The 17,192-nt window shown below is 44.4% G+C and carries 15 protein-coding genes; 9 read left to right on the plus strand and 6 right to left on the minus strand.

The features are described 5' to 3' along the window. The first annotated feature begins 212 nt into the window (after positions 1-212). Complete coding sequence (gene norR, locus OH460_RS18370) at positions 213-1,805, plus strand: nitric oxide reductase transcriptional regulator NorR (RefSeq protein ID WP_061030835.1); 1,593 nt, start codon at positions 213-215, stop codon at positions 1,803-1,805. 89 nt (positions 1,806-1,894) lie between these two features. Then, the gene (locus OH460_RS18375) at positions 1,895-2,254 is read left to right on the plus strand and encodes a glutaredoxin family protein (protein WP_269999077.1); all 360 of its coding nucleotides are present in this window, start codon (positions 1,895-1,897) and stop codon (positions 2,252-2,254) included. A 106-nt stretch (positions 2,255-2,360) separates the two neighbouring features. Here OH460_RS18375 and OH460_RS18380 read toward each other — a convergent pair whose 3' ends face one another. Further along, positions 2,361-2,993: an OmpA family protein gene (locus OH460_RS18380; protein ID WP_008219336.1), complete on the minus strand. Its 633-nt coding sequence runs from the start codon at positions 2,991-2,993 to the stop codon at positions 2,361-2,363. A 258-nt stretch (positions 2,994-3,251) separates the two neighbouring features. On the opposite strand from OH460_RS18380, the gene OH460_RS18385 reads away from it, so the two are divergent. The 6 genes from OH460_RS18385 to OH460_RS18410 all read left to right on the plus strand — a co-directional run bounded on the left by OH460_RS18385 (position 3,252) and on the right by OH460_RS18410 (position 8,844). Beyond that, positions 3,252-3,878 (plus strand): thioredoxin domain-containing protein, encoded by a 627-nt coding sequence (locus OH460_RS18385; RefSeq protein ID WP_269999078.1) that lies wholly within the window; start codon positions 3,252-3,254, stop codon positions 3,876-3,878. A 56-nt stretch (positions 3,879-3,934) separates the two neighbouring features. Then, positions 3,935-4,408, plus strand: coding sequence for an FKBP-type peptidyl-prolyl cis-trans isomerase (locus OH460_RS18390; protein WP_269999079.1), 474 nt, complete (start codon positions 3,935-3,937; stop codon positions 4,406-4,408). Positions 4,409-4,588: 180 nt separating this feature from the next. Beyond that, a complete protein-coding gene (locus OH460_RS18395; protein WP_008219345.1) occupies positions 4,589-5,182 on the plus strand; it encodes a TetR/AcrR family transcriptional regulator in 594 nt (197 codons plus the stop codon). A gap of 150 nt (positions 5,183-5,332) precedes the next feature. Next, positions 5,333-6,364 (plus strand): NADP-dependent oxidoreductase, encoded by a 1,032-nt coding sequence (locus OH460_RS18400; protein WP_269999080.1) that lies wholly within the window; start codon positions 5,333-5,335, stop codon positions 6,362-6,364. A gap of 24 nt (positions 6,365-6,388) precedes the next feature. Continuing rightward, on the plus strand, positions 6,389-7,009 hold the full coding sequence (locus OH460_RS18405) for a glutathione S-transferase family protein (RefSeq protein ID WP_269999081.1): 621 nt from the start codon (positions 6,389-6,391) through the stop codon (positions 7,007-7,009). A gap of 152 nt (positions 7,010-7,161) precedes the next feature. Next, on the plus strand, positions 7,162-8,844 hold the full coding sequence (locus OH460_RS18410) for an RluA family pseudouridine synthase (RefSeq protein WP_269999082.1): 1,683 nt from the start codon (positions 7,162-7,164) through the stop codon (positions 8,842-8,844). 135 nt (positions 8,845-8,979) lie between these two features. Here the strand turns inward: OH460_RS18410 and OH460_RS18415 are convergent, their stop codons facing one another. The 3 genes from OH460_RS18415 to OH460_RS18425 form a co-directional block, all read right to left on the minus strand. After that, positions 8,980-9,273, minus strand: a complete 294-nt coding sequence (locus tag OH460_RS18415) for a YkgJ family cysteine cluster protein (RefSeq protein WP_080566553.1) — start codon at positions 9,271-9,273, stop codon at positions 8,980-8,982. Between the two features lie 164 nt (positions 9,274-9,437). After that, positions 9,438-10,622, minus strand: a complete 1,185-nt coding sequence (locus OH460_RS18420) for a D-alanyl-D-alanine carboxypeptidase family protein (protein ID WP_186170624.1) — start codon at positions 10,620-10,622, stop codon at positions 9,438-9,440. Between the two features lie 181 nt (positions 10,623-10,803). Continuing rightward, positions 10,804-11,397 carry a DUF4136 domain-containing protein gene (locus OH460_RS18425; protein WP_105058277.1) on the minus strand — a complete coding sequence of 198 codons (594 nt, stop codon included), beginning with the start codon at positions 11,395-11,397 and terminating at the stop codon, positions 10,804-10,806. Positions 11,398-11,665: 268 nt separating this feature from the next. On the opposite strand from OH460_RS18425, the gene OH460_RS18430 reads away from it, so the two are divergent. Then, the gene (locus OH460_RS18430; RefSeq protein ID WP_029627241.1) at positions 11,666-11,920 is read left to right on the plus strand and encodes a YgjV family protein; all 255 of its coding nucleotides are present in this window, start codon (positions 11,666-11,668) and stop codon (positions 11,918-11,920) included. A gap of 117 nt (positions 11,921-12,037) precedes the next feature. On the opposite strand, the gene OH460_RS18435 is transcribed toward OH460_RS18430, so the two are convergent. Together OH460_RS18435 and OH460_RS18440 are read right to left on the minus strand one after the other, a co-directional pair. Then, positions 12,038-13,501, minus strand: coding sequence for a sensor domain-containing diguanylate cyclase (locus OH460_RS18435; RefSeq protein WP_239937189.1), 1,464 nt, complete (start codon positions 13,499-13,501; stop codon positions 12,038-12,040). Between the two features lie 304 nt (positions 13,502-13,805). After that, entirely contained in the window at positions 13,806-16,973 is a 3,168-nt protein-coding gene (locus OH460_RS18440) for a chitinase C-terminal domain-containing protein (RefSeq protein ID WP_171730744.1), read from the minus strand. Between the last annotated feature and the right edge of the window lie 219 nt (positions 16,974-17,192).

Raw genomic sequence — 17,192 nt, forward strand, 5'->3', positions numbered from 1 at the left:
CCACCTGATTGATTGAGATCAAGAATAGTCTGTTTAATCAGCGCTATAATTGGGCTTCACTGTCTATTCAGCACAATCAGTGCCAACTTTTTCGAGCCCCGCCACCACTCGCTTTATTCTCAAAACCGCCTTTATAAAAATGTCAAAAAGACCTTTTTTTTAAGTCAATAAGACTCTATAGTGTATATAAACACACACAGTTAGAGTTTTTTATGCAAGATATCTCCGCATCTACCCTCATGGAAATGACCATTGGCCTCGCAAGTGGTGTGAACGATCAAGATCGTTTTAACCGCCTTATCGATGCCATTCGTAAAACCATCACGTGTGATTGTGTCGCGCTATTAAGCCTTCAAGGTGACACGCTAGTCCCCGTTGCAATGCAGGGGCTCAGTCGCGACACGTTCGGTCGTCGGTTCATCATTTCAGAGCACCCACGCTTTGCGGAGATATGTGCATCTCGCTCTCCTGTTCGTTTCGATTCTGACAGTTCACTGCCTGACCCTTTTGATGGTCTACTGATCGACCATGATGGCGACCTTCCAATGCACGCTTGTATGGGACTGCCTTTACTATTTGGCGATAAACTATTGGGCGTTCTGACGCTAGACAGCCTAAAACCAGACGTCTTCGCTAACATTCCAGCACGTAACCTTGAAGTATTAGCAGCCATTGCGGCGTCAAGCATGCAGATGGCATTGACCTTTTCTCAGCTTGAACACCAAGCAAAACAATCCAAACAGTTGTTAGAAGAGTTGAACGTTGAAGCTTGGGAACGCGACGGCGGTGAGTTGATCGGTAACAGTGACACCATGGTTGCACTTAAAAACGACATCGCTGTAGTAGCACCTTCAGAATTCAATATTCTGATTCACGGTGACACCGGTGTAGGTAAAGAACTGGTCGCTCGCACTCTGCACCATCAATCGCAGCGTAAGCGTAATCCATTGGTTTACGTAAACTGTGCTGCGATTCCTGAAAACCTAGTTGAAAGTGAATTGTTTGGTCACGTACGTGGCGCATTTACAGGTGCAGACAAAAACCGTTTAGGTAAGTTTGCGTTAGCCGATGGCGGCACACTGTTCCTTGATGAGATTGGTGAGTTGCCTTTGGCTGCTCAAAGTAAGCTCCTGCGTGCTCTACAAAACAACGAAATTCAACCTGTTGGCCAAGACAACATTCAAACCATTGATGTGCGAGTATTGGCAGCGACAAACCGAGATCTAAAACAAGAAGTTGAAGACGGTCGATTCAGAGCCGATTTGTACCACCGATTGAGTGTGTACCCTATCGCGGTGCCTGCACTGAAAGATCGTGGTGACGATATCAGCCTATTAGCGGGTTTTTTCTTAGAACAAGCGCGTCGTAAGCTTGGTATCAACCAAGTTAAGTTCCGTTCCGACGTTCTTTCTTTCCTAAACCGTTATGGTTGGCCGGGTAACGTGCGTGAACTTGAGCACGTGATAAGTCGTTCCGCATTGAAAGCGTTAGCGCGCAGCACCAATAAAAACCTGGTGACAATCACCAAAGAAGATTGTGGTCCTCTAGACCAAGATCAGCCAATTGCGACGACACAGGTGAAAAACACACCATTATCGACACCAACGATCGACCTTTCTGCAGGGCTACGTGGTGCAACGGACGATTTTCAACGCAGTATCATTACTGAGGTGTTGGAAGATGCCAACTTTAACTGGGCACAAGCAGGGCGAGTTCTGAAAACAGACCGAGCAAACCTGACTCGACTGTCTAAGCGTTTAGGGCTAAATGTGGCTAAGTCTCACACGATCGAACGGACAAAATAGATATTAGCGGTTTGTTGCGAGCATCTGACAAAACTTGTGTATATAATGCTGCAAATTGTAACGCTAATTTTAAATATGTAGAGAGAGTTATGAAGTTTATCCGTTGGTTCTTAGGTCGTGTGATTTTGCTATTAAATTTTATTTTTACCCCTCGTGGCGTGAAGCGTTCTCAAGAAGAACAAAGCCAAGTGAATGAGCAAGCAAAAACGCACACGTTATACCAATTCGAAGCGTGCCCATTTTGTGTAAAAGTGCGCCGCGCGATGAAACGTCAATCGGTTCAGTTTGAACTTCGTGATGCTAAAAATAACGAACAGCACCGTGCAGAGCTTGAAGCGGGCGGCGGTCGTGTGAAAGTGCCTTGTCTACGTATTGAGAAAGACGGAAAAACTGAGTGGATGTACGAGTCTTCAGACATCGTTGCTTACTTAGAAAAGCAGTTTGCATAAGCTGAAAAGCTAAGCGAAAGTCAGATACAAAAAATCCCTCAAATGTGAGGGATTTTTTATGTCTGTTATTTGCGTATTCTTCACTTGGGAACAAAAACGCTAAAGGTTATTTGGCGACGATCAGCATCAGTTCCACGCGGCGGTTACACGCCTTACCTTGCGGTGAAGCGTTGGTACATGCTGGAACATACTCACCAAAGCCGCGAGTGTAAATAGAACGACTCGATACATAGTTGCTCTCTAAGCGAGCTTTCACCTCTTTTGCACGCTGCTCTGACAAAGGATCATTAATACGATCTGTGCCTGTATTATCAGTATGACCTTCAATCACGATATCGATGTCTTGGCGCTGAGAAAGGTAACTACCAAGTGTGTCCAACCATTGGTTATAAGCCGGCTCTGGGAAGGCTGACCCTGTCTTAAAGTTCACGTGTTGCTCAAGCTTAACCATCACGTGGTTACCCGGCAGTACTTCAAAATCGATACGGTTTTGTCTTAAAAACACTTCTAGCGGATCATTCGTCGACACACCACGACCATAGTTAGTAGTTATGGTTTTTTGATGAGAATGGCTCTGCATTGAGTAACCGCGGTTGCTCGCTGTACCTGTAGTTTGAACCACACCCCACTCTGGGTGCATCAGGTCATAGTCGGTTTGCGGTGCCGTCTCTAACAGGTTATCACCTAGCATACCGGTTGGTAATGTTGTCTCACACCCAGCCAAAGCTATGCTTAACATTATCGCTAAATATCTCATTACTTCACCAACCACTCATGCAGATAAATCATTTACTAATGTCTATATCGGCATCGAGAAAAAAACTTTAGACAAAATGAGAACACATCTTAAAAAAGTGCTTTTGATCACAGTTAACCGTCAACTAGCCTGTCTTCGCTCGCTAGTTCGAACTGTTTGCATTTATTTACCTTATAATTGTTTTCCAATTCCGACTAAATAGTTAGAATCTCACGACTTCTTAACGCTAGAGTAAACATCATGTTTAAACCATTTACTAAATTCATCACTGCAATTGTTGCTGTACTTGTTATCGCCGGTTGTAGTGAAACAGACGAGCCACAAAAAGGTGTTCAATACGAAGCACTTCCTACCGCTCTAACAGAATTTAACTTGTCTCCGATCACTGAAATCTTCTCTCTAAACTGTGGTCACTGTCGTCAAATGGAAAGTGCAATTCCAGAGATTGAGTCGCTTACAGACCAAACCATTGGCAAGATGCACGTAACATTCAATGAAAGTGCTCAAATCAGCGCAATGATCTACTACACAGCAGTGATGCAGCTTGATGCAACGCCAGACCACGCTTTCATGGACGACTTATTCGGCGCTGTTCAAATGGGTGCAGACGCAACACCAGAGCAACGTCAACAAGCGCTAGAAACCGCTTTTACTTCTCGCGGTTTGGTTAGCCCTTACCAATTGAACAAAGAACAACAGGTAACGCTTTTTGACTATGTTAAAAAAGCAGAAAAAGTTTCAGTAAAAGGTCAGATCAACTCAGTACCAACGTTTATCGTTAACGGCAAATACCAAGTACTGACAGCAGGTCACCAAGACGTTGCTGGCATCGCAAAAACGATCAACTACCTTTTGACTCAACCATAAGCGCGGCTTTAGTCAGCTCATTAATAAACTAAGCAATAAATACAATAGGTTTTACTATGTCTAAATTTGTCATCCCGGTCATCGTCTTTCTTTTGGCGGGTTTCATGATTTACCGTACTTGGACAAATCATAAGTCTGGTGCAGAAAACTTCGAACAAGGTCAGCTGTTCCTGCTAGAGAACGGAAAAAAAGAAGGTGTGATCACGACTGAAAGCGGTCTTCAATACCTAGTTCTTGAAGAAGGTACAGGTACAGAGCACCCAACTAAAAACAGCAAAGTAACGGTTCACTACCACGGTACTCTGATTGACGGTACGGTTTTCGATAGCTCTGTAGAACGTGGCGAGCCAATCTCATTCGCTCTTAAGCAAGTAATCAAAGGCTGGCAAGAAGGTTTGACTTACATGGTAGAAGGCCAAAAGGTTCGCCTATTCATTCCAAGCACGCTAGGTTACGGCAAAGGTGGTACAGGTCCTATCCCACCATCAGCAACACTGATTTTTGACGTTGAGTTAATCTCTATCCAGTAATCTACTCGCTTGAAAGTGAGCATTACGTTAAGCCCCGACATGCAGAACATGCCGGGGCTTTTTATTCGTAAGTCATTGCTTTAAGGCACCTTATCACTGGAAACCATCCAGTTGACACGAATAATTAAGTAAAAACACAGCTGCTAGACGACTGGTCTAATTTAAATTATAGTATCGACCATGAACGAGAAAACGAATGACACACGCCTGCATATTTTGAATGTTGGCTATCAATTAATAGTGAACAACGGCTTCAATGGCGTTGGCTTATCACAATTGCTTAAAGAAGCGGAAGTACCGAAAGGATCGTTTTACCACTACTTTAAATCGAAAGAGCAATTTGGTGAGGCGTTAATTCAGCACTATTTTGAAAACTACATCACTAAGATTGAATCCATTTTAGTGCACGGTGAAGGCAACCATTATCAACGAATTCTGGGTTACTTTTCACTATGGGCGAAAACTGAAGATGGCACCTGTAACGCACACAAGTGTTTAGTGGTTAAGCTCAGCGCTGAAGTTTCTGACCTTTCTGATCCTATGCGCCAGGCTCTGCTAAAAGGTGCTGAGAAAGTCACAATAACCATTCAACAATGTATTGTTGGCGGTATTGAAGATGGCTCTATCTCGGTAGAAAACAGTCAAGAAGCGGCCCAGAACCTATACTCAATGTGGCTAGGCGCTAGTTTATTAAGCAAGTTAAGCCAAAGTTCACATAGCTTAGAATCGGCATTACGCCTTACCGAACAAATTTTAAAAGGTGAAAGCCATTAACGCGCACTGCGTTTTATTGGCATTGACTTTTTTAGCTCAAAAGAAATCACCCGCCCTCTTATCAATTTGATGACGGCGGGATTTTTAGGAAACAAAACTAGACGACTGGTCTAATTCTAAATAAACACAATATAAAATTAAGGACATCCAATGACTCAACAAGACAATCGTCGCATCGTATTGGCTTCTCGCCCTGTCGGCGCACCAACTCAAGATAACTTCCGCTTAGAAACCGTTGCCGCACCAAAAATCAATGATGGTGAAATGTTACTACGCTCGGTTTACCTATCTCTCGACCCTTACATGCGTGGCCGTATGAGTGATGCAAAATCTTACGCCGATCCAGTTGCTATTGATGAGGTGATGGTTGGTGCAACTGTGTGTCAGGTCGAAGCATCCAACAACAGCAATTATGAAGTTGGCGAATGGGTATTGGCTTACACAGGTTGGCAAGATTATGGCGTGTCGAACGGTGAAGGTCTTATCAAGCTAGGAAAAGCGCCAACTCATCCTTCTTACGCACTGGGCATCATGGGCATGCCAGGCTTTACCGCTTACATGGGTTTACTGGATATCGGCCAACCGAAAGAAGGCGACACGTTAGTGGTAGCGGCTGCAACTGGTCCAGTTGGCGCTACCGTAGGACAAATCGGTAAACTAAAAGGCTGTCGTGTCATTGGCGTAGCTGGCGGTCAAGAAAAGTGCCAGTACGCGAAAGAGGTTCTTGGTTTCGATGAATGTATCGACCATAAGGCAGATGACTTCGCAGAACAATTGGCGAAAGCGTGTGACAACGGCATCAACGTTTACTTTGAAAACGTTGGCGGCAAGGTATTCGATGCAGTAATGCCTCTACTTAATACAGGCGCTCGAATTCCTGTTTGTGGCCTTATCTCACAATACAATGCGACATCACTTCCTGAGGGTCCAGACCGTATGTCTAGCCTAATGGGTACTCTTCTAGTTAAGCGCATTAAGATGCAAGGCTTCATCATCTTTGACGACTACGCACACCGTTACAACGAGTTTGCAACTCAAATGACTGAATGGTTGTCTCAAGGAAAAATGCACTACCGCGAGCACCTAATTGAAGGCCTAGACGAAGCACCACAAGCATTCATGGGTCTGTTAGAAGGTCAGAACTTCGGCAAACTTGTTATCAAAACTAACGAACCAAAATAGCTCAAGGATAGAATAGGCAGAACTATGATTACTTTACATCACCTTAATAAGTCACGTTCTAAGCGCATCATCTGGCTACTGGAAGAGCTTGGTGTCGACTATCAAATCAAACCTTACCAACGAGACAGTGTCACGTTTTTAGCACCACCTGAACTGAAGTCTGTTCACCCTCTTGGTAAATCTCCAGTCATTGAAGACGATGGCGTCGTGATCAGTGAATCTGGCGCGATTACTGAGTATCTCATCGACAAGTTTGGCGGAGGTAAATTTGCACCAGCACGTGGCACAGCTGAATACGTTGAGTATTCTCAGTGGCTACACTTTGCTGAAAGTTCGGGGATTTTACCAATGCTGCTTAAGATCTTCGTGATGAAAGACGGCGCCGAAACAAACTTTCTTGGTGGTTACGCTGATGACGAAAATCAAAAGATCCTGACCTTCGTAAACCAATCTCTTGAAGGCAAAACCTACCTTGTAGGGGAGAAGCTCACTGGCGCCGATTTTATGATGTCGTTCATCGTTGAAATCGTCGGTAACTTTGGTGCAACTGCGCTTTACCCTAACATTGCTAAATACGGCGAACTTTTGGCGAGCCACCCTGCTTACCAAAAGGCGGAGCAACTCGAGTTAGAACACTCCAATTAATCGAGATTTTGTCTATTCAATGCTTCCATAGCATGAAAATGACTGTCTAAATGAAGCCAAAGCCGATTTATCTTTCGCTTTGGCTTCTCATTTACCTTCATTTCGACAACAATATCGAGCTCTAAACTGAATACCCATAGAGTTTGATCTTCATGTCAGCAAACCTTGCTCAATACACACCACTGCACACGTTAAACCAAACAGCGAATCAAACCTTATCGCTGCCAGAGCGTTTTACATTCCCGTATTACTATACTCCGCATCCACTGTGTGAAATAGCGATGCAGCAGCTTCAACAGTCACTGCTTGACTGTGGTGTGAATGAAACATCACAAGGTAATCTCTATGCCGTTCTTCTGGTTCAACACCCTCAAACTCAAGAATTGGGCTACCTTTCTGCGTTCTCAGGTTTGCAGCTAGATTCGTCTTTGGAGCCTCTGATATCGAGTACCGCCTTTGTTCCTTCTGCTTTTGATAAGCAGCAGTTTAAGGCGCTAAACACACATGGCTTAATCCTACAAGCGACATTAGCTAACGACATTACGAACCTAGAGCAAACTCATAACCTAAATGAACTGACTTCAATGCTAAGCGGGCTTAAAAACGACGCAAGCAAAGCAATAGAAGCCTTTCAGCTCACCATCGCCACCAACAAAGCACAGCGTAATGAGCTTAGAGCGCAAGCAGCTCAAGAGAAAGCTCTAGGAAACCCAGAATCTGCGGCCAACCTACTTAAGCAGTTAGGAAATCAAAGCAGCCAAGAGAAGCGCGACCTAAAAGCACTTCGTATCGAGTGGAAACAGAAGATCGCTGAAAAACAATCACAAGTAGACGCTATCGAGAGCGAGCTTAAAAGCCGTAAGAACGACTACCAGGCCATTTCTGCAGAGTTAGAAACACAGCGCTTGTCTCACTATCGTTTTATCAACCAAGCGGCAGAGTCAAAGAGCCTAGTTGAATTGTTGGATGGTAAAGACGCGCTTGAAGGCTCTGGCGACTGCTGCCTGCCAAAGCTGCTTAATTTTGCCTTTGAATACGGCTTTAGTCCGTTGGCTTTAGCTGAGTTTTGGTGGGGATTACCACCAACAGATATCATTCGACAACACGGGAACCTCTACCCAGTTTGCCAGAGCAAAAGCTTTGAGATCCTTGAACACCAGCTAAACGGCATTGATCTTGAAGATAATCCGCTTATCGTAAACCCTGCGATGGGTAAGTCGTTTGATATTGTTTATGAAGATGAAGAAATCGTGGTCGTGAACAAGCCTGAAGAGTTCTTGTCTGTTCCTGGTAAGTTTATCGAAGACTCAGTGTATACGCGTATAAAAGCGCGCTACCCAGGTGCTACAGGACCTTTGATTATCCATAGATTGGATATGTCGACATCTGGCTTGTTGGTCTTGGCGCTAACAGCCGAGTCCAACAAGCACATCCAAAAGCAGTTCATCGATAGAACGGTCGAAAAGCGTTACACCGCACTACTTGATGGCGAAATAACGGGTGAATCTGGTGACATCAGCCTTCCTTTGCGTGGCGATATCACCGACAGGCCAAGACAGCTCGTTTGTCATGAGCACGGACGTAACGCAGAAACGCATTGGCAAGCCGTCAGCACTAATAACGGCAAAACCAAGGTGCACTTGTATCCTAAAACAGGCCGTACCCACCAGCTACGCGTACACTGCGCTCACCCACAAGGACTTGGCGTACCTATTCGTGGTGATGATCTATATGGCTATAAGCGCGAACGACTGCACCTTCATGCGGGTTACCTAAAACTCATTCACCCAACAACCGGGGAATGGATGGAATTTGAAGTGCCTTCTGAGTTCTAAATCGACTCGTTCTCACACAAAACTAAATCAGTAAAACGAATCAGGGCTCTATATCAAATCGAGATATAAAGCCCTGACTTTCAAGAAATCGTGTATTGATATTAATAATATGGATCAACCGGCTGCCAACACAACCTAACCCATCACCTCTTTACGCTGGTCGACACACTCAAACGAGCCCATTTCGAACTCACGGCAGATCCATGGTCGGTTTTCATAGATAGTGCACATCAGTGTTTCCCTATCTACCGCTGAACACCAACCATCATCTAAACGTTTCATGGTTTCACCGCCCCACTCATCGTAAGCAATATGCTCTTCTGGGACACCGGTATCTGTGATGATCATAACCTCTAAACGACAACAGCATGCCTGGCAATTGGCGCAAGTTACTTCAGGTTCGGTGATGTTCTTTATCTCTATGGTCATAAGTAACTACACTGCTAAATTTTGCGTATAGTAATCGAAACCATCAGCGACTGCTAATAAAGAACGTTATTCACCTCGCTTTGTCCCGTTCTAAAACAACAAAAGGCGCTGTGATCAAATCACAGCGCCCAGTCGTTTTACTTTTCTCTCTGGTGCCAGTTCGTTTAGAACAGACTTGAGAAGAACAATTTAATGTAGTCCATCAAACGTTTGAACAAGCCACCCTGCTCAACCGATTCAAGTGCGATCAAAGGCTGAGTTTGAACATCTTCACCATCAACCGTGTAATGAACGACACCTAAAGTCTGACCTTCTGCAATCGGCGCTTTGAGTTCCGAGTTTAGTTCGATAGAAGCGGTTAGCTTTTTGCTGTCTGACTTAGGTAGCGTGATAAACGTGTCTTCTGCAACCCCAAGCTTCAATGTGTCTTGGTCACCAAACCATACTTTCTCTTCAGCCACTTGGTCCCCACCTTGGTGGACATTAAGCGTATCGAAGAATCGGAAACCGTAGCTTAAAAGCTGCTTGCTGTCTGACTCACGGCTTTTAACACTCGATGCGCCCATCACTACTGCAATAAGCCTCATTTCACCTTGTGTTGCCGAGCTCGCTAAGCTGTAGCCTGCACCAGAGGTGTAACCCGTTTTCATACCATCAACCGTCAAGCTTCTATCACGAAGCAAGCCATTACGGTTGTGTTGAGTGATGCCGTTGTAACTGAAAGAACGTTCGCTGTATAAGCCATAGACATCTGGAAGATCTTTAATGATTGCTCGGCCAAGTAGCGCGATATCGTAAGGTGTTGAATACAAGTCTTCCGCATCTAAACCGTGTGCATTGGCGAAATGGGTATTTTCCAATTTCAGAGAAGTCGCCCAAGAGTTCATCAAATCAACAAAGGCATCTTGAGAACCCGCGACGTGTTCTGCGATTGCAACACTGGCATCATTACCCGATTGAATAATCAAACCGCGGTATAGATCCATCATCGCCACATCGGTATTTACTTCTATGAACATTTTTGAGGAGTCTGGGAAATTCTTCGCCCAAGCGTTTTCACTGATTCTTACTTTGTCATCTGCAGAAATGTTACCTCGCTTCATCTCTTGACCCGCCACATAGCTGGTCATCAGTTTGGTTAAACTTGCAGGGTTTAGCTTGGTATGTGCATTTTTTTCGACGAGCACATCACCAGAATTAAAGTCGATTAACACATAGCCTTTGGCGCCTAAACTAGGCGGAGCCGGTACGATAGAAGGTGCGGCGATAGCTGCTGTGCTAACCATCGCTGCGTTACTTACAATGAATATACTTAATAGAGGAAGAGAGTATTTTGAGAACAGTTTCATTGAATTAAACCTAAGTTAACGTTTTGACCAGTATAGACAAATGCCAGCAAAAGAAGCGCGAACTTTACGTAGCTTTACGCAAATGTACCTTTAGTTACAAATAAAAAAGTATATTCTGCGATTTGTCTATTTTTTCAACTGTTAATATTGACCAGGAAAATACTCTCTTGTTCAAACATTCTTAATTTATCTTTGGCATCCGTCTAAATAGCATCTCAACAAAGCCAGAAATGCGCTGTTTGCTCTCGCTTGCTTCTAGGTCAGGCTTAATCCCCGATTGAGCTAACGCTTGCCATTGGATCATCTGAGAATTTGGTAGCGAAAATACAATGTATAATGAACCTTTTTCTGTGAGTTTTCCTTTGCCATCATAGAAAGGAACGCCCGTAGAAAGCTGTACCGCCTCGAAAATTGAATTGTCATTCAGCTCTGACTCTTCTGCCAGTCCAAATCCAACTACCACATCACCGATGCCACCGCCCGACTCCAAGCGATACCCTTTTTCCGTTAGCTGCGCTTCAATTGCGTCACGCACCATATCGGTAACCACAGTTTCATTGTACTTCTTAGAGAGGAATACCTGTTCCGATTGTGGGTGCCATGAATAAGTTGATACGCCATTTTTCATGAACTCAAAGTCGCCGCTGATCACGACACCATAATCATGGACGGGCGGCTGTTCTTGGGTAGTACAAGCTGTCAGCACAATGCTCATCAAGGTCACAAGCACAGCGGTCTTTATGCTTTTTGTTGCACAAATGGATCGTTTTATCATGGTTAGAGCCTTTACCTATATACCAATAACTATCAATTTAACCACCAACATAAATGGTAATTATGTTAGTAGAAAGTGCATTAAACGTTTGCGTAATCGCTAACCTTCACTTCTACCTATTTTGGGGGTTTAATCACAAAAACGGAGTTGGTATAGTCTACCCCGTAAAACATAACCAGACCATTCGAGGCACGGAGCTTCCTCAATCATCTCATGAAGAGAAGAATTGGTACCGACAAAGTATCGGCAAATTTAAGAGGGTCAAACAATGGAATTCAATATGGTTGAGATTTTAGGTTACGCTGCGTCTATTATGGTCGCAATTTCATTAACAATGAAAGATATCGTTCGCCTGCGTGTCCTTAACTTTATTGGCTGTGCACTCTTCACAGCATACGGCGTTATGATTGACGCTTGGCCAGTGGTTGCAACCAACGGCTTCATCGCATGCGTAAACATCTACTTCCTTGCAAAAATGCAAAAGGAAAAAAAAACGGAAGCGATGAAAGAAGCAAAAGCTTAATTTAGCGACTAGCGATTTCAAACTATTCTGAAAAAGCCCAAATAGAGCGATCTATTTGGGCTTTTTTATTCGTGTTGTTCTAAATAGATGTTTTTAGACTCAATATGACGAGTGATCTCACAGGTAAGCAATTCGATATTCGTTCTCTTTATAGATTTGGGTATTGTTACGCCCACTCGCTTTGGCTTTGTATAACGCTTGATCGGCTTTTTCGATTGTCCCTTCTATCTGGAATAACACTTGAGCATAACAACAACCAGCGCTAACCGTCACAGGTGAAACGACTCCCTGAACTTGCTCAATCCTCTTCCTCAAAGTTTCTGACAGTTCGAACAACTGTCGCTCATCGCAATCAAAGGTCACCAAAATAAACTCTTCCCCACCATAACGCGCAATCAATCTGTCTTTGCTAGACAAATGCTTCAACGTATCTGCTACTGCACAGATTACCCTATCGCCCTCTGCATGCCCGTATTGGTCATTCACTCGCTTGAAATGGTCTATATCCAACAAAATGACACCAACACCTTGTAAGGGGTATGGCGAGTTATCAGATATTTTAAGCTTTACCTGCTCAATGAAACTTCGGCGGCTATAAAGACCAGTGAGATAATCGAGGCTCGCAACATCCAGTACCTTTAAGTGGCGATGGCGTAAGTAAAGTACCAAAACAACAATAATGCTGAGCAAACTAACAACCAGCGTCACCAAGCTCAACAGCAACAAACTATGGTTCTTGTTCAGCTCTTGTTCTAAAACCCCAGCTGAAATCACCCAATTCAAATATGGGTAGAACTTATAAAATACGTTTTTGCTCGTTGTTCCATTCGAATCAGAAATCGAGTAGCTAAAATGCCCTTCGGGTTCAGTGCCCACTTTATTGATAAGTAACTCTGAAGAGTCGTCAATTAAGGCCTTTAAATGCTCATGTTCAACGCTAGGTTGCAGAACTAGTTCACCTTGTAAATCGACGATGTATACATAACCGCTATCGCCATAAGAGTACTTTCTTAGTTTGTCTTTTAATGCATCTAGATCAACCAAATACATCAACTCTTCTTTGTAGGTCGTCGCCACCAAAGTATTGCCACTTGGTAGTCTTATTGAATAAGCAACTTTGGCTCGTCGACTTATCTCGTGAGGGTTGGCGTGGAAGTATTCGATCATACCAGACTCAATACTGAGTTGTTTTTGTATATGGGTAAGATGTCCTCGCCTTTTTCCTTGCAAAAAAGGGTGATAAAGATGAACACCTTGTGGAGACGTCAAATAGATATAGCCTGACTGGCCAATGTGCAACTCACTGGCTATCTGGCTTATCTGTTCAATTTCTTGATCTTCGGCCGCATGCCACACGTGAGACGCAACAGTGTCCGTAATACCTTTTAAATAGGTTTTTATCGCTTCGTTTACTGTGGTGTCGACGATGTCATAGCTCGCATTCACAATAGTACGAAAGAAGAACTGATTGGAATCCAATAGTGATTCTTGGGTTCGATTAAATTGAACTGCAGAAAGGAGCAGAGAAACAACGGCTAGCACAATTGAGAAGCTAAGAATGTATTTACGTCTGACTTTCAAGATTACCCCATCATCTCTAATTTTAGGTAACACTCATATTTTTCTAATAAGCAGACTGTTTTATATCATGATTGATGTTTTTACTGAACGAATGTCTATATTTTAGAGCCTTTCAATGTGCAATCTGTGACTTATAACAAAAACGCCGAACTGTTTTCAGTTCGGCGTTTGCATTGTCATCTAAAGTCACACTAAACGACTGATAAATATAATCAAAGTTATTTGCATCTACCATTCATCATCATTGTGAAAATGTACTTTTAATGACTCCTATTATTGATATCAGCTATTAACTAATACGAGGTTACGAACACACTTTGGTCCAGCTACCATCACTACCTGGTTCAGAACTTGTCCACCAGTTAGCTTGGTAAATGCTACCGTTGTGAACCACTTGGTCACCCGTGTTTGCATGGCTTGGGTTACCTGCCCAGTCTTTCTGAGGTAGATCTGGGTACACAGTTAAGCCTGCAGTATCACAAGTACCAGGGTTTGTACCACCGTCGCCAGGGTTGCCGCCACCAGAACTGATATCACCTAAAGGTAAATCTGGTTGCTCAAAGCTGAAGGCATAATCGACACCACCTACGTTAACGGCATAGTTTGCAGGGCCTGAAATTGGCAAGTAATACACCATATCCAGCTCATATACACCACCAGCAGGCAGTTCTTTCCATGCAGGTAATGTGAAGGCCACACGGTGCATAGTACCGTCTAATCCGCCGATGTTATCCGCACGAGTATGACCCGAAGCAATCACAGTCAAACCACCACCAGATTGATCTTTCGCATTGTCTGGTGCAGATACTGGAATGTCGAACTGGAACTCAGTTCCGCCAGGCAGTGCTTGCCCCGTATTGTTGGTAAACGTGATCTTAGGATTAATTGGGTAGTTTTGGTCACCGACTTTGAAGCCACCAACCGATACTGCGATGTCTAGTGCTTCGGTAGGAATTGCACCAGTCGCGACTTTGTTTCCATATGGCGTTGCCGACTTAAACTTATCGTAGATAGCTTTAGTCATTGTGTTACCCATGTGGAACTCACCGTTACCGCTGTTACACGCTTGCTCTGTGGTATCAACCGTTGTTCGGTTGCCACTTGCATCAAGTACATAACAGTTGTAGTCGCCAGCCAGTTCCCAGAACATGATGCCGCCGATTTCTTTGTCGATAACGTAGTCCGCTTTCACGTTGATAGACTCTTTATCTTCCGTAGAAAGGAACACGCCTTTTTCAGCATTCCATAGCCAAGGTGCAACCGCCACGCTGTCGTAGTTACGCGTGTAAGTGCCTCTTAGAACATCCGTTGGATCGTTTACAGGATCTAGCTTGTAGGCGTCCGCATAAGAGCCCCAAATACCTTTCTCTAGGTTCTTCGCATGCCACATTGGGTTCGAACCTGCGCCCATTTCGTTTCCTTTAGGGTCGGTATCATGCCACATGTTATCGATACCAATCGCACCGTGACCACAGTTGTTCTTCTCACCTTCACCAGTACCAGCGGCACATTCAGATTGATTAGGCAGTGCAGCTCGGCCCCAAAGACCATTTTCACCACCTGTTACGCCCTGCCAACCACGCGTGTAATATGGAACACCGATGTTAATACGACCTGCTGGCATTGAACCACGGAAGTAATGGTAAGCCCAATCCGTGTTCAGGTAGCCGATACCACCATAAGCCGCAGTATCGTATACATTCCACTGCGCTAGTTCTGAATCTTTACCTGTATCAAACAAGGCTGCATTATGCCCAACGTGGTCGTTCCAAGCGCCGTGAAGGTCGTAAGACATGATGTTCACGTAATCAAGATATTGAGTGACATCGAATGTTTCCATACCGCGCAACAGGTAACCAGAAGAAGGTGCCGCGATAGTTAACATGTAGTGATTGCCATCTTCGGCAGACGCCACATCAAGCTTCTCACGCAATACTTTCATCAGCACTTGGTAGGAAGCCCATAGGTACTCACGACGCGGTTCCATGAAGTCTTTGTCGTATGGGTTACCCGCACCGGCCATTGACGTTGGGTACTCATAATCAATATCTAGGCCATCGAATTGATATTTACGTAGCATTTCAACCGCTGAAGTCGCGAATGTTTCAATGCCTTGGTGGTTGATAGATCCATCAGCATTGGTCGTCATAGTATAGAAGCCACCATCAGCAACTCGGCTTCCGTCAGTCGCGAAGTGACCGCCCGTTTCAGCCCAACCACCAATTGAGATTAGCGTTTTAACACCATGTTTTTTCTTCGCGGTTGCCAGCGCACCAAAGTGACCTTTGAATCCTAATGCAGGGTCGACTTCTACACCCGGCCACTCTTTACCTACAGCAGCATTATTTGGATCATTTACGTCACCAACGTTCACTTTGCCATCTGAACCGATGCTTACAAACGCGTAGTTAATATGTGTGAGTTGTTCCCAAGGAATATCATTAACCAGGTAAGCCGCTTGAGGGTCGTCTCCTGCACGCCAGCTGGTGAAGTAGCCAATCACACGGCGAGGGTGATCCGCGCCCATTTTCTCACGGCCTTCATCATCATAAATCGTACAGTAAGGAACATCGACACCTTGCGTTTGATACAAGCCATCAGGACGACATGTACTCACCGTTGGAGCGCCATTCACCGTTAAAGAAGCTAACGCTGAATCCGTTGTTGCACCTTGATCGTCGGTCGCTTTGGCGTAAACAGACAAGGTACCTGCTTGAGTGGTTGTGTAGTCAAGCGTGTACGGGCTTGTAGCCGCTGTTCCGACTAGAGAACCTGCTACATAAAAATCGACCTTATCAACCGTACCATCACTGTCTGCAGCCGTTGCAGTGAGTGTTACCACGCTACCGACATCAACAGAAGCCGCTGAAAGTGAAACTGATACTGTTGGCGCTTCATTACCTGGTTGTAGTGAATCAACAGAAATGGATACTGCACTTGCGACACTTGCCGCGCCTTCATTATCTGTTGCAACAACAGAAACCTGATGGTTACCCGACGTTGCAGCCCAAGCCGCTTCAAATGGTGCCGCAGTAGCTACAGCAACTGAAGTTCCATCGACAAAGAACTCTACTGAAGCAACACTGCCATCAGTATCGAGTGCTGTTGCACTTAAGACGACATTATCGCCCTCAACGATTACATCTGACGCGGTAGGTGCTGTTAACGAAGCGGTTGGGGCTTCATTTGGCGTGCCACCGCCTCCACCACCACTACACACATCAATCTTTTTCCATTGTGCATAGTCACCCTCGAATTGGCTTGGGTTGTTATTTTGATTCCAGTAATTCGCTGAGTACGCGCTGCCGTCATGTGAAACCTGATCACCACCGGTGTACACCGTGGCGGAATCCCACGCTTCTAACGTTGAACAATCAACAGCCGCGTAGCTGTTGAACGCCATTAAGCATGACGCGGTGAGAGTACTGAGTGTAAAAACCTTCTTGGCCACTCTTCCTTGGTTTAGGTGCATGTTAGCTGTCCCTTAAGTTATTGTTTCAAGATGCTTAATTTAAGTGTCATATATCTCATCACTTAAATTTCTTCGCAAAACAACTGTAGGTAACAGTGCCAATTTAACACCTAAAATATTCAATATTTATAAAATGACTCGCAATAATTTGTTTATAGCATGCAATGAGTCGACACTTATTTTGCACGAACAACTAATATTAAATTTATTTCGGTACGC

This window comes from Vibrio sp. Makdt (assembly GCF_027587015.1).
Lineage (GTDB): Bacteria > Pseudomonadota > Gammaproteobacteria > Enterobacterales > Vibrionaceae > Vibrio > Vibrio chagasii_B.

What these genes read in the sequence shown, in the direction of transcription:
- OH460_RS18405 (WP_269999081.1), top strand. Translation starts at nt 6,389, where the DNA reads ATGATTACTTTACATCACCTTAATAAGTCACGTTCTAAGCGCATCATC.
- norR (WP_061030835.1), top strand. Translation starts at nt 213, where the DNA reads ATGCAAGATATCTCCGCATCTACCCTCATGGAAATGACCATTGGCCTC.
- OH460_RS18420 (WP_186170624.1), bottom strand. Translation starts at nt 10,622, where the DNA reads ATGAAACTGTTCTCAAAATACTCTCTTCCTCTATTAAGTATATTCATT.
- OH460_RS18385 (WP_269999078.1), top strand. Translation starts at nt 3,252, where the DNA reads ATGTTTAAACCATTTACTAAATTCATCACTGCAATTGTTGCTGTACTT.
- OH460_RS18415 (WP_080566553.1), bottom strand. Translation starts at nt 9,273, where the DNA reads ATGACCATAGAGATAAAGAACATCACCGAACCTGAAGTAACTTGCGCC.
- OH460_RS18395 (WP_008219345.1), top strand. Translation starts at nt 4,589, where the DNA reads ATGAACGAGAAAACGAATGACACACGCCTGCATATTTTGAATGTTGGC.
- OH460_RS18375 (WP_269999077.1), top strand. Translation starts at nt 1,895, where the DNA reads ATGAAGTTTATCCGTTGGTTCTTAGGTCGTGTGATTTTGCTATTAAAT.
- OH460_RS18380 (WP_008219336.1), bottom strand. Translation starts at nt 2,993, where the DNA reads ATGTTAAGCATAGCTTTGGCTGGGTGTGAGACAACATTACCAACCGGT.
- OH460_RS18425 (WP_105058277.1), bottom strand. Translation starts at nt 11,397, where the DNA reads ATGATAAAACGATCCATTTGTGCAACAAAAAGCATAAAGACCGCTGTG.
- OH460_RS18410 (WP_269999082.1), top strand. Translation starts at nt 7,162, where the DNA reads ATGTCAGCAAACCTTGCTCAATACACACCACTGCACACGTTAAACCAA.
- OH460_RS18400 (WP_269999080.1), top strand. Translation starts at nt 5,333, where the DNA reads ATGACTCAACAAGACAATCGTCGCATCGTATTGGCTTCTCGCCCTGTC.
- OH460_RS18430 (WP_029627241.1), top strand. Translation starts at nt 11,666, where the DNA reads ATGGAATTCAATATGGTTGAGATTTTAGGTTACGCTGCGTCTATTATG.
- OH460_RS18390 (WP_269999079.1), top strand. Translation starts at nt 3,935, where the DNA reads ATGTCTAAATTTGTCATCCCGGTCATCGTCTTTCTTTTGGCGGGTTTC.
- OH460_RS18440 (WP_171730744.1), bottom strand. Translation starts at nt 16,973, where the DNA reads ATGCACCTAAACCAAGGAAGAGTGGCCAAGAAGGTTTTTACACTCAGT.